Origin of the sequence: Phaeobacter italicus, assembly GCF_019801785.1 — a bacterium.
GTDB classification, from domain to species: Bacteria; Pseudomonadota; Alphaproteobacteria; order Rhodobacterales; family Rhodobacteraceae; genus Phaeobacter; species Phaeobacter italicus.
In genome coordinates, this window is the sequence record NZ_JAHVIJ010000003.1 from 1 (window position 1) to 11,927 (window position 11,927).

12 protein-coding genes and 1 tRNA gene are annotated in these 11,927 nt (G+C 60.3%); 10 read left to right on the forward strand and 3 right to left on the reverse strand.

Going from position 1 to position 11,927, the window contains the following annotated elements; translation table 11 throughout:
- Window positions 1-42 precede the first annotated feature (42 nt).
- From KUV39_RS07530 to KUV39_RS07545, 4 genes are all read left to right on the forward strand, one after another.
- Window positions 43-119, forward strand: a tRNA-Met gene (locus KUV39_RS07530).
- 220 nt (window positions 120-339) lie between these two features.
- Complete coding sequence (locus tag KUV39_RS07535; protein WP_222459420.1) at window positions 340-1,398, forward strand: Hint domain-containing protein; 1,059 nt, start codon at window positions 340-342, stop codon at window positions 1,396-1,398.
- Window positions 1,399-1,588: 190 nt separating this feature from the next.
- The gene (gene rpsD / locus KUV39_RS07540; RefSeq protein WP_008560453.1) at window positions 1,589-2,209 is read left to right on the forward strand and encodes a 30S ribosomal protein S4; all 621 of its coding nucleotides are present in this window, start codon (window positions 1,589-1,591) and stop codon (window positions 2,207-2,209) included.
- A gap of 204 nt (window positions 2,210-2,413) precedes the next feature.
- Window positions 2,414-2,998 carry a PA14 domain-containing protein gene (locus KUV39_RS07545; protein WP_222459421.1) on the forward strand — a complete coding sequence of 195 codons (585 nt, stop codon included), beginning with the start codon at window positions 2,414-2,416 and terminating at the stop codon, window positions 2,996-2,998.
- A 39-nt stretch (window positions 2,999-3,037) separates the two neighbouring features.
- Here KUV39_RS07545 and KUV39_RS07550 read toward each other — a convergent pair whose 3' ends face one another.
- Complete coding sequence (locus KUV39_RS07550; protein ID WP_037302719.1) at window positions 3,038-3,499, reverse strand: Lrp/AsnC family transcriptional regulator; 462 nt, start codon at window positions 3,497-3,499, stop codon at window positions 3,038-3,040.
- Window positions 3,500-3,655: 156 nt separating this feature from the next.
- Between KUV39_RS07550 and hisC the strand changes: the two genes are divergently transcribed.
- Genes hisC through KUV39_RS07565 form a run of 3 tightly spaced genes read left to right on the forward strand, consistent with a single transcriptional unit; the run spans window position 3,656 to window position 6,479 of the window.
- Window positions 3,656-4,741, forward strand: a complete 1,086-nt coding sequence (hisC, locus tag KUV39_RS07555) for a histidinol-phosphate transaminase (protein ID WP_046211198.1) — start codon at window positions 3,656-3,658, stop codon at window positions 4,739-4,741.
- A complete protein-coding gene (locus KUV39_RS07560) occupies window positions 4,738-5,658 on the forward strand; it encodes a prephenate/arogenate dehydrogenase family protein (protein ID WP_008560724.1) in 921 nt (306 codons plus the stop codon). The genes hisC and KUV39_RS07560 overlap by 4 nt, the downstream gene beginning before the upstream one ends.
- The gene (locus KUV39_RS07565) at window positions 5,658-6,479 is read left to right on the forward strand and encodes an extensin-like domain-containing protein (RefSeq protein ID WP_222459422.1); all 822 of its coding nucleotides are present in this window, start codon (window positions 5,658-5,660) and stop codon (window positions 6,477-6,479) included. Before KUV39_RS07560 ends, KUV39_RS07565 begins: the two co-directional genes overlap by 1 nt.
- Window positions 6,480-6,485: 6 nt before the next feature.
- Here the strand turns inward: KUV39_RS07565 and KUV39_RS07570 are convergent, their stop codons facing one another.
- A complete protein-coding gene (locus KUV39_RS07570) occupies window positions 6,486-7,487 on the reverse strand; it encodes a DUF2125 domain-containing protein (RefSeq protein ID WP_419555531.1) in 1,002 nt (333 codons plus the stop codon).
- A 67-nt stretch (window positions 7,488-7,554) separates the two neighbouring features.
- Between KUV39_RS07570 and KUV39_RS07575 the strand changes: the two genes are divergently transcribed.
- The 3 genes from KUV39_RS07575 (at window position 7,555) to KUV39_RS07585 (ending at window position 11,315) form a co-directional block, all read left to right on the forward strand.
- The gene (locus tag KUV39_RS07575) at window positions 7,555-8,085 is read left to right on the forward strand and encodes a gamma-glutamylcyclotransferase (RefSeq protein WP_008559794.1); all 531 of its coding nucleotides are present in this window, start codon (window positions 7,555-7,557) and stop codon (window positions 8,083-8,085) included.
- A 77-nt stretch (window positions 8,086-8,162) separates the two neighbouring features.
- Window positions 8,163-9,344: a MotA/TolQ/ExbB proton channel family protein gene (locus tag KUV39_RS07580; protein ID WP_008560741.1), complete on the forward strand. Its 1,182-nt coding sequence runs from the start codon at window positions 8,163-8,165 to the stop codon at window positions 9,342-9,344.
- Between the two features lie 3 nt (window positions 9,345-9,347).
- Entirely contained in the window at window positions 9,348-11,315 is a 1,968-nt protein-coding gene (locus KUV39_RS07585) for a peptidoglycan -binding protein (RefSeq protein ID WP_222459424.1), read from the forward strand.
- Here the strand turns inward: KUV39_RS07585 and KUV39_RS07590 are convergent.
- On the reverse strand, window positions 11,302-11,865 hold the full coding sequence (locus KUV39_RS07590) for a DUF2087 domain-containing protein (RefSeq protein ID WP_222459425.1): 564 nt from the start codon (window positions 11,863-11,865) through the stop codon (window positions 11,302-11,304). The two genes, KUV39_RS07585 and KUV39_RS07590, sit on opposite strands and share 14 nt — an antisense overlap.
- Window positions 11,866-11,927: the final 62 nt, after the last annotated feature.

Genomic DNA, 11,927 nt, shown 5'->3' on the forward strand with positions numbered 1-11,927 from the left:
ACCTAGAAAAATCCTCAATACAATTCCAAAAACAACAAACACCGCGGGATGGAGCAGCCAGGTAGCTCGTCAGGCTCATAACCTGAAGGTCGTAGGTTCAAATCCTACTCCCGCAACCAATATACCACAAAATATCAATGCCCATAACCTCGCTTCCGCGGGGTTTGCCTGTTTGTGAAGGCCAACAAGGCGCACTCAACCCCCAAGACACGCAGCCTAATGGTCGAGCGCCGCACACAGCCAGGGGCGGACAGGGGCGAAGCTGCGCTCCTCTTTCTTAATTCATCGGGCTCTGCTAACGTAAACACAACAATAATGCCAAGGCAGGCAAAAGAGCAGATGGGAACGGGCTTTAACGGCACCTACGTGATTGCGTGGGCGCAGACCGAGGTGGATGGTCTGCGTGCGGCTTTGCCTTGCGCGCTGGCAGCTGGTGCCACTTGGCGTTGGACTGGCGAGGCGGTCCGGGTGGATGGCCCGAGTGACGTTCTTCAACTGGCACCTTCCGGCGATGCGCAGGCGTTGCGCAGACGTGCAGCACGATCCGTCAGGCGGCTGGTCGGCTTGGCAACTGCTGCGGAGGATCCGCGCACCGAGGAAGATGACACCGCGCCCTTGCGGGATCGCCATTTCGTCGTCACTGACGGGCTGAAAAATTTTATCGTCACCCTGATTGATGTGGGGGCAGGGAGCCGACCACTCCTGATGTTCGTAGACAGTGTCCCGCCGCGGAACCGGGATTTGTGGATCGCTGAGCTGCGTCTTGGCGGTGGGCCGGACATGGGCGCACCTGCTGAGGGTGGGGTGATCTGCTTCACGCCGGGCACGTTGCTGCGCACGCCATCGGGAGGGGTACCGGTTGAGATGCTCCAGGAAGGTGATTGGATCCAGACCCGCGATAGTGGCGCCCAGCAGATCCAGTGGATCGGGCGTCGACGGATGAGCGGCGCGCGCTTGTTTGTCATGCCGAAGTTGCGACCGATCCGGATCCGGGGGGGCGCATTGGGGATGGCACGCCCTGACGCGGATTTGCTGGTCTCCCCGAGCCATCGGATGCTGGTCGCTGGCAAGGCGGTGCAGAGCCTTTTCAACACACCGGAAGTTTTGGTGACAGCACGCGATCTGGTCGATGGTCACGGCGTCAGTGTGGATACATCGCTGCGGGAGGTCACCTATATTCATCTTCTGTTGGCAAACCATCAGGTCCTTTGGGCCAATGGCGTTGAGACAGAGAGTTTCCATCCGGCGCAGGCGGCTCTGGATGTGCTTGGAGCAGAGGATCGCAGCAGGCTTTTGGCCCTCTTGCCGGATCTGGCTGTCGACCCCATGCGCTATGGTGATTTTGCCCGTCGCAACCTCAGCATGCCGGAGGCTGCGATCCTCAGGCATGCTGCCTGAACTGGCCCAGATCTGACAGCCGGGCAGGATCCGGAATGGGCGTGAAAAATCGGTGTTGACTCCCCAAACCGCTCGTCTATACACGCGGCTTCATTGGTGTTGGTGGCCCCCGCAAGGGGATGCCTGTCGACTCGGTCAAACCCGGGGAGAGGACAACGCCCTTCGAAACCATATACGAAGGAGATCAGCCGTGACCAAACGCACGTCTGCCAAGTACAAAATTGACCGCCGTATGGGCGAAAACATCTGGGGTCGTCCGAAGTCCCCGGTGAACCGTCGTGAATATGGCCCCGGCCAGCACGGTCAGCGCCGTAAGGGCAAACTGTCCGATTTCGGTATCCAGCTGCGCGCCAAGCAGAAGCTCAAGGGCTACTACGGCGACCTGACCGAGAAGCAGTTCCGCCGCATCTATGGTGAAGCTGAGCGTGTTAAAGGCGATACCGGTGAAAACCTGATCGGCCTGCTGGAGCGCCGCCTGGACGCAGTCGTATACCGCGCCAAATTCGTTCCCACCGTTTTTGCTGCACGTCAGTTCGTGAACCACGGTCACGTTCTGGTCAACGGCAAGCGCGTGAACATCCCCTCCTACCGCGTGAAAGAGGGTGACGTGATCGAAGTTCGTGAGAAGTCCAAGCAAATGACCGCCCTGCTGGAAGCTGTTCAGCTCGCAGAGCGTGACGTGCCGGATTACATCGAAGCCGACCACTCCAAAATGACCGCAACTTTTGTTCGCGCACCCGGCCTGGCCGACGTGCCGTACCCGGTTGTCATGGAACCGAACCTGGTCGTCGAATTCTACGCCAAAAACTAAGTCCTTCCTTTTGGAAACGGATTTTCGGGGTCGCCATCTTGGCGGCCCTTTCTCGTTTATGGCTTGCCGAAGACGAGATGGGTTGGCGATGACCATGTGATCACTTTTTGCCCACGCCTGACTTTCCGTTTGTCATTGCAGCCGATTGCCACCTATCCTGCCGACAGACGCCCGTTCAGAGGCGAAGTTCAGGAAGGTAGACCCATGTCATTCACCCGTATTCTGGGGCTGGCCGCAGCAGCGGCGATCAGTCTTTCCGCAAGCGCTACGCTGTCGCTTGCAGCTCCTCTCCAGCTCAAGCCTGCGGATCCGCAGCCGAAGGGGCTGAAGCCGGGCCTGTCGGTGCGCTATGCCTATCCAAGTGATGTTAAGACGCTGCGCGCTGCAGCCAAGGCACTTGAGGCAGGCGCAGAGGCGGGCCCTCCTCTCAAGGGGTTGGACTACCGTGACACCAACATCGGGGAAAATGCGCTCACATCAAAGCAATCCGAAATGGTCGCGGCAGACATCCGTGGCTATGTCAAATTTGATGCGCCCGGCGTTTATACCATTGATTTCCTGACCAACGATGGGCTGCGCGCTACAATTGGCGGTCAGGTGGTTGGTAAGTTTGACGGGCGTCAGCCGTGCGAACCGACGTTCGCGGAAGAGGTCCAAGTGCCCAAGGCGGGCTGGTACCCGGTCCATATTCTGTATTTCCAACGGCTCAACACATCCTGCCTGCACATGCGCATGGCGCCAAAAGGCAGCCGTCCGACTTGGATGGCAAACAGAGCATTTGGTCGGTGAAAAGGCCGCAACCATGAAACGCGACGGGCGGACCTGCCGTTACAGCGGCAGAGGACGTCCCTCTGCTATCGCCTCCATCGCGAAATAGGACGTGACGCTGTCCAGCTCGACGCCCGAAATCAGGCGTTGATATACCCGATCATAGCTTGCCATATCTTCTGTCACGACCTTCAGCTGATAGTCGTAGTCGCCACCAATTCTGTGGAAATCGACGACCTCGGGAATTGTCAGAACATGGCGTCGGAACGTCTGCAGCCAATCGGCGGAATGGTGGCGGGTCCGCAACATCACAAAAACCACCAGATCCAGGCCGAGCTGTTTGCGGTCAAGCCGAACGGTAGAGCCTTGCAACAACCCGCTTTCGTTCAGCGCCTTCAATCTGCGCCAGCAAGCGTTTTGCGACAGTCCGACCTGTTCCGCGAGATCGCGCTGTGACAGGCTGGCATCTTTCTGCAGGGCGCGCAGGAGGGAAAGGTCGATCTGGTCTAGCTTATGGTTCATGAGCGCGATCATAGGCCGCGCTGAAAGCCAAGTTCAATGCACCTCTGTTGCGGTGCTGCACGATGGTCGTCGCTCGAAGCACTGGGGAGGGCGTCTTGTCGCTTTCCCATTTGATGCAGGGCGGTTATTACGATCCCGCATCAAGGAGCATATATCATGACCCACATCGCGCCGCAGCCAGGCATTATGGATATCGCCCTCTATGAGGGTGGGGCTGCCCATGTGAAGGGGATGAGCAATGTGACCAAGCTCTCCTCCAACGAAAACCCCCTCGGGCCGAGCCCCAAGGCGATTGAGGCGATGCAGGCTGCCGTCGCTCAGATGCACCGCTATCCGAGCTCAGATCATGCGTCCTTGCGCGGGGCGATTGGCGACGTTTATGGGCTTCCGGCCGAGCAGATTATTTGCGGGGCGGGCAGCGACGAGATCATCGCGTTTCTCTGCCAGGCTTATGCCGGTCCCGGCGATGAAGTGCTGTTCACCGAACACGGATTTGCGATGTACCGCATTAGCGCCTTGGCCGCGGGGGCTACTCCGGTCGAAGTGCGCGAAAGAGAGCGCGTGACCGATGTCGATGCCCTGATCGAGGGCTGCACGGACCGCACGCGGCTGGTGTTTATTGCAAACCCCAACAACCCGACCGGCACGATGATCAGCACGGCTGAACTTGCCCGCCTTGCGGATGGGATTCCGAAACAGGCGATCCTGGTTCTGGATGGGGCCTATGCCGAGTATGTAGAAGGCTACGACGCAGGCGCATCGCTTGTTGCAAGTCGCGACAATGTTGTGATGACGCGCACCTTTTCAAAGATCTACGGCCTTGGTGGTGCCCGCGTAGGGTGGGGATACGCCCCCAAGCCGATCATCGATGTGCTGAACCGAATTCGCGGCCCCTTTAACCTGTCATCGACCGCCTTGGCAGCTGCCGAAGCCGCGGTGCGTGACACGGCGTACACAGAACATTGCCGCAAGGAAAACGCGACCTGGCGGAGCTGGCTGGCGGAGGCGTTGGCCGAACTCGGCATTCCGTCGGACACGTCTTGCGCCAATTTCATTCTGGCCCGTTTCGCAAGCGCGCAAGAGGCTGAAAGCTGTGATGCCTATTTGCAGAGCCGTGGTTTGATCGTGCGGCGTGTGGCAGGCTACAAACTACCGGCGGCTCTTCGGATGACTGTCGGGGATGAGGCGTCCTGCCGCGCACTGGCGGCGGCCGTCAAGGATTTCAAGGACACTCATTCATGACCCAACCCGTTTATGACCGTATTGCGCTGATTGGTCTCGGCCTTATTGCCTCCTCGATGGCGCACGCCATCCGCCGCGGAAATCTGGCCGGAGAGATCACGGGCTATGCGCGCAGTGAAGCCACCCGCGAAACCGCCCGCCGGATCAACCTGTGTGATCGGATCTGCGATACCGCAGCGGACGCCGTAGAGGATGCAGATCTTGTCGTGCTTTGCGTGCCGGTCGGGGCGATGGGCCCGGTCATGGAAGAAATCGCCCCCAAGCTGAAGCCCGGCGCGACGGTTTCCGATGTGGGCTCTGTCAAACGCCATGTCATCGAGGCGGTTCAGCCCCATATTCCGCAGGGCGTGCATTTCGTACCCGCACACCCATTGGCAGGGACCGAGCATTCCGGCCCGGAGGCGGGTTTTGCTGAGCTTTATGACAACCGCTGGTGTCTGTTGGTCCCTGTGGAGGGAACGGATCCGGACGCGGTGGAGCGCCTGCGGACCCTTTGGGAAGGGATGGGCGCAAATGTCGATGAGATGGACGCAGACCACCATGATCTGGTGCTGGCTGTGACGTCTCATGCGCCGCACCTCATTGCCTATACAATGGTGGGTGTTGCGGATGATTTGCGCCGTGTCACAGATAGTGAGGTCATCAAGTACTCGGCCGCGGGTTTCAGGGATTTCACTCGAATTGCGGCGTCGGATCCGACCATGTGGCGGGATGTTTTCCTGACAAACAAGGATGCGACGCTCGAAATCCTCGGGCGTTTCACCGAAGAACTCTTTGCCCTGCAACGGGCGATCCGGACCGGTGACGGGGAACATCTGCACGACTATTTCACACGCACCCGTGCCATTCGGCGTGGCATCATCGAAGCGGGGCAGGATACTGCTGCGCCGAACTTTGGTCGCGGAACCAAGTCCTGATGCGCGGCCTGGGTGGAATGCGCGTGTTGGCCGGGGTGATCCTGACCTGTTTCGCCATCCCGGCGCTGGCAGATGCCCCCGCTCAGTCACTGCGCCCGGAAATCCGCCCTACGGCGGTGCTGGCTTCGGTGGTTGAACCGCTCCTTCGCCCACAGCTGCGTCCGCTGTCTGAACAGGGCATCGCACTGGCCGCGCTGGAACTGCCCGTTGGCAATGCCGGGCCTGATATCTCGCTGCGCCCTGTGGTCCGTCCCGAGGCTCTGGCAGAGCAGATTTTGTTCGGCAAACGCAAACTGCGCAAAACGTCCGTGTGTGGTGACATCGACATTCAAGGTGAAAAGGTCGGGACCGTGCCGGGGCGGCTGAAGGGCTGTGGTGCGAAAAATGCAGTTCGGGTCAAATCGATCGCGGGTGTAACGCTCAGCCAGCAGTCGGTCATGACTTGCGAAACGGCCAAGGCGCTCAAGAAATGGGTCGATCGGGATGTGATCAAGGCCTTTGGTCGACGCGATCAGGTGGTCAGCCTTCGGGTCGCCTCTCACTACTCTTGCAGGACACGCAACAATCTGCCCGGCGCGCGCATTTCCGAACACGGGCGGGGCAAGGCAATTGATATTTCCGGTTTCGTTCTAGAAAGCGGGCGCGTCGTCACTGTGCTGAATGGCTGGGGCGCACGTGACACCCGAAAGGGGCTGCGCAATATCTGGAAAGCGGCCTGCGGACCTTTTGGTACAGTTTTGGGCCCGCAATCAGATCGGTTCCACCGCGATCACTTTCACCTTGATGTGGCGCGCCATCGCGGCGGGGCCTATTGCCGCTAACCCCGATCAGCGCAGGACAAGGCGCGGAGCGGGGCCAATCGGCAGAGGGCCAAGCGCAACGTAGCCCGATTTGAACGTCAAAGGCAGGTCGAGATCCCGGTGATTGCCACCGAGGCCGGCAAAGACGCGCAGCACACGTTCGACGCCCGCGCGGGTTTGAGGGCCAAGCAACTGGGCGGCTTCGGCCATGTGCAGGATATCCTGCCAGTTTTCGATCTGCAGGGCGATATCCCCTTCGGGAATGCCGGTCTCGTCGATGCGCAGGCCGCCAGTGGCCTTGATCCGCATGGGGCCCCAGCGCGCTTCTGCAAGGTGAAGGGCAATGTTGCGCGGCTGCGGGCGACGCAGCTCAAGAGCCTTACGGTCCCAAGCCGTATCAAACTGGACATCCATATCAACGGCAACTGTGTCCAGACGCTGAGGGAGCCCGTCAGCTGCGGCCAGCTGCTGGCGCAGCACGGCACTGGGCAGGACGCCACTGGCCTCGGCGGTGATGGCGTAAGACGCCGGATCACCCTGCTGGCGCATTTCCAGATCAAGCGCGTGCCCCTCAAGCCAGGGGGTCTTGTCCAGATCAAGCTGCCAAGCAGCTGATGAAACCCCCAAATGCTCCAGCTGCAGCGCGAGACCCGGTGCGAGCTGTAGTGATGCCTCCAGCGCTTCGGCCTGCAAGGCAACGGTCTGGTCCAGATAGGAAACCCGCTGCGGCGTAGAGGGAAATGCCAAAGTCAGATCGCCGGGCCAAATTGCAGGGCTGATCAATTCCAGCCATTCAGCCCGCCACGCGGTTCCCGTGCCAGGATCAGCCAGCACAGGTGCCGTGATCCGATTGCGCAACTCCAGGGGAAAGCCGGTCGTTTCCAGATTGGCGAACTCAGCCTGCCAGCCCTGACGCCGTTGTTCCGCGAACCAGGCAGACACGCCCTGCCTGACGCCCCAGCTCGCTGTCAACCAATAAAGCGTCAGCGCAATGGCGGCGAGGAATGCGATTTTTGTACCGCGGATCATCATTCGGCCTCTTTTCTGGCGATCAGAATTGATGTTTATAGGCCGCGTTCAAAAAAGGGCCAGCGTCATGACCATGTGGGTATTCGGATATGGATCTTTGTTGTGGAACCCGGGCTTTCCGGTTGCCCGCCGCGAGGTCGCGACCTTGCCCGGCTACGCGCGTTCTTTTTGCATGAAATCCATCCATCACCGCGGCAGCGTCGAAAAGCCCGGGTTGGTGCTTGCATTGGATGCCATTGAAGGCGCTGCCTGCACCGGTCTTGCTCTGGCCGTCGAAACGGGCCACGAAGAGCAGACCCTGGACGAGTTGCGCGCCCGCGAGCTGATTTCCTCGGCTTACGTCGAACGCGATCTCACCGTATCGCTGGCCAGCGGCGGAGAGGTGACGGCAGTGACCTATGTCATCGACCCCGATCATGACCAGTATTGCGGTGGTCTCAGCCTGGAAACTCAGGCGCATATCATTGCAGGTGCGATTGGCGGGCGGGGGCCGAACCCGGAATATCTCTATAATACTGCCGATCACCTGGCCGAGATTGGTTTGCGTGACCCGGATCTTGACTGGCTGTCTGCCCGAGTGCGTGATTTGGCGTCATAAAGCCTTGGCTCTTTTGAGGTTTTGTCTATAGGCTGCTGTTCTGGAAGAACACCTTAACGTGTCAGGAGCCACAGAACATGGCGCAGCCAGACCGCGAGAGCAAACCGCAGTTTTCCCAACCGGTACGTCAGATCATTTTGATGCTGATTGCCCTTGGCCTCTCCGGGTTTGGTGCCTTTGTCGCGCTGCCGCGCGTGCTGCCGGTGTTCGAGGCAAATCCCTGGCTTAACGGGTTTATCCTGTTGGTGTTCGTGTTCGGCGTGCTGGCCTGTTTCTGGCAGGTTCTGCAGCTTATTGGTTCGGTGCGCTGGATCGAAGGTTTTGCCGCAGGGGTTACGCGCGAGGATGATCGCCCGCCCTCCATGCTGGCGCCACTTGCATCGCTGTTGCGTTCACGCGGGGCACGGATGCAGCTGGGGTCGTCTTCGACCCGCTCCATTCTCGACTCTGTCGCTACTCGGATCGATGAAGAGCGTGAAATCACACGCTATATCGTCAATCTGCTGATCTTTCTTGGCCTTCTAGGGACGTTCTACGGTCTGGCCACCACCGTGCCTGCCGTTGTTGACACCATTCGCAGCCTTGCCCCGCAAGAGGGAGAGGAAGGGATCGCCGTATTCAACCGCCTCATGACCGGGCTCGAGGCGCAGTTGGGGGGCATGGGCGTTGCTTTTGCGTCGTCGCTCCTTGGTCTCGCGGGCTCTCTGATTGTGGGTTTGCTCGAACTGTTCGCAGGGCACGGCCAAAACCGTTTTTATCGCGAGCTTGAGGAATGGCTGTCGTCATTTACCCGCGTCAGCCTGTCCTCGGAGGAAGGTGGCAGCGGCGAAACCGGGGCGATCTCCGGGGTGCTCGACACGATGACCGAACAGATGGACGCGTTGCAGGGCATGTTCGTGCAGTCTTCGCAGGCGCGCGCAGAGGTCGATCAGAAACTGTCTGCGCTGGTCGATGCGATCACTGATATGAACCAACGACAGGCCCAGTCCGAAGGTGTCACTGCAGCGCTGGAACGGGTAGCTGTTGGTCAGGAGGCACTGACAGAACTGATGCGCGCGCACGGCGATAGCGGTCTTGACGCTGAAAGCCGGATGCGACTGCGGTCCATCGATGTTCAGATGCTGCGGATCCTGGAAGAGATCTCAGCGGGCCGTCAGGAAAGTCTCGCGGAATTGCGCAAGGACATCGACCTGTTGGTCAAGGCCTTTGCACGCCCGCAAGGGCTCGGCCGGACGCCGCGCAGCGGCCACGAGGGCTAGGCCATGGCGCTTTCCCGTCGTACAGGTCAGCGTTTCCAGGCATCGATCTGGCCGGGATTTGTGGATGCGATGACGGGCCTTCTGCTCGTTTTGATGTTCCTGCTGACCATTTTCATGGTGGTGCAATTCGTGCTGCGGGAGACGATTTCCGGGCAGGAAAGTCAGCTGGACGAACTGGCAGCTGAAGTTGGTGCACTGGCTGATGCGCTTGGGCTTGAAGAACGGGAAAACAGTCAGCTGCAGGCTCGATTGGGGGCGCTGTCTGCCACTCTTGGCAGCACCCAGGATACGCTGGAACAGGCGCAGGCTGATCTGGTCGAAGCCCGCGGGCAGATCAGCGATTTCGAGGCCCAGGTCGCCAGTCTGCTTCAGCGCCAGCAGCAGGCAGAAGCCACGATCGCCGGTCTGACGACAGAACGCGATCAGCTGGCCGAAGAGCGCGCCACCCTGGAAGGTGAACGCGACAGTCTTTCGCAGGCGCTGGCGGCCAGCCGTGAAGAAATTGACGCACAAGTCGAAGCGGCGCGTCTTGCCGCCGCAAAGCGCGAGGCGCTGGAGGCGTTGATTGCGGATCTGGAAGCGGAGACCGAAGCACAGGCTGCGACGGTGGGCTCGCTTGAGGCTGAGTTGAGCGCGACCGAAGCGGAACGCCTGGCCGAAGCCGCTGCTGCAGAGGCACTGCGCAACCGGCTTCAGAATGCGGATGCCGAACTCACGGCGATGACCCTCGCGCTGGAAGAACAGCGGCAGGCGGCTGAGGACACATTGACGTTGCTCGCTGCAGCCGAGAGCGCAAAAACGCAGTTGGATGCCCGACTGGCAGAGGTATTGAACGCGCTTGACGCTGCCAAGGCCACAGCCCGCGATCGTGATGAGCTGGCCGAACGGCTGACCCGTGTTCTGGCGCAGATGGATGTGTCCGAGGCCGCGGCCAATGATCGGATCGCCACTTTGGAAGCAGAGCTTTCCGATCTGCAGCAGCAGCGTGATCAGGCGCAGTCTGCCCTGGATACCGTCACAGACGACAAGGCCGACACCGAAGAGAAACTGCTGGCCGCTCTTGAACAGCTTGAGCTTGCAAATGCTGCGGCTGCGGACAGGGATGTGCTGCAGCAGCGTCTCTTGGCGGCCCTGAGCGACAGGGAAGACGCCAGCGCAAAGGCGAGCGATCTCGCCTCATTGGCTGAACAGCGCGCCGCACTTCTGGCGCAGGCCCGAGAAAGCCTGAGCCAAGAGCAGGAAATTTCGCAGGAGGCGCAGCGCCAGACCGCTTTGCTGAACCAACAGGTTGCGGCCCTACGTGAACAGCTGGGCAGTTTGCAGGCCTTGCTGGATGACTACAAGGCGCGTGACGTTGCACAGCAGGTGCAGATGCAGAACCTTGGTCAGGATCTCAACGCAGCTCTTGCGCGGGCCGCCGCAGAGGAGCGCCGCCGCCGGATCCTTGAAGAGGAGGAGCGAAAGCGACTGGAGGCCGAGGCCGCGCAGCTGAGTGACAAGGCCCAGGATCTGGAACAATACCGGTCAGAATTCTTTGGGCGTCTGCGCGATGTCCTTGGCAATCAGGAAGGGGTCCGAATTGAAGGCGACCGTTTCGTCTTTGCCTCTGAGGTGTTGTTTGCGCCAGGCAGTGCAGATCTGTCGCCCGAGGGCCGTGCGGAAATCGCCAAGGTTGCCCGTATTCTGCAAACCGTCGCCGCCGCCATTCCGCAGGGGATCAACTGGATCATCCGGGTTGATGGGCACACCGATGACACGCCGCTTGGGGCTCATCCGAAGTTTGCCGATAACTGGGAGCTGAGCCAGGGAAGGGCATTGTCTGTCGTCCGCTATATGGTGCAGGCGCTGGGGATCCCGCCCGAGCGCCTGTCAGCCAATGGCTTTGGCGAATATCAGCCAGTCAACCCGGCGGAAACGCCGGAGGCGCGCGCTCAGAACCGCCGGATCGAGCTGAAATTCACCGAACGCTGACTGGTGCGGCCCAGCGAGGGCGCAGCCGGGATATCAGTGCCAGGGCCTCTTGCGGTGGCGCCTGTTCCCGACGCTGATAGTTGCTGCCATCCCGCTCGCGCTGCAGCAGCCCGCAAGAAATCATTGTTCGCCGTAGCGTCGCGGGATCTTCAAAGCTGTGCATCTCGTTCAGGCGTGTGTTGATGTCTTTCTCGCTTATTGCAGTAGCCGCAGGTATCCGTGACCACAGCACAAAGAGCGCAAGTGTCTGGACTGATCTGCGCGATGGCCATTGGCGCAGCCGTCCCGCATCGTCGAACTGGGCCAGGGTGCGCTCGATCAACCGTTGGTCCGTGGCATTTGTTTGCTCAGACGGTACAGCCGATTGGGCCAAACGTACGCCCGCTGCCGTGCTCGAGCGCAGGTGTTGATGGTTCTGGTAGCCACCCGCGCGGGCCAGCATATTCATCAAGGTCAGATGGGACGGGGCCGCATCGCCAAGTTGGCGAGAGAGGTGTCGGGTGAATTGAGACAGATCCCCGATGGTAAGCGGGAGAGGTGATTTCGTCATGCTGCATCCATTGCGGCGCCAGCCAATGTCGTTGGTCGCTGTCCTGACGACGGGCGCCTGTG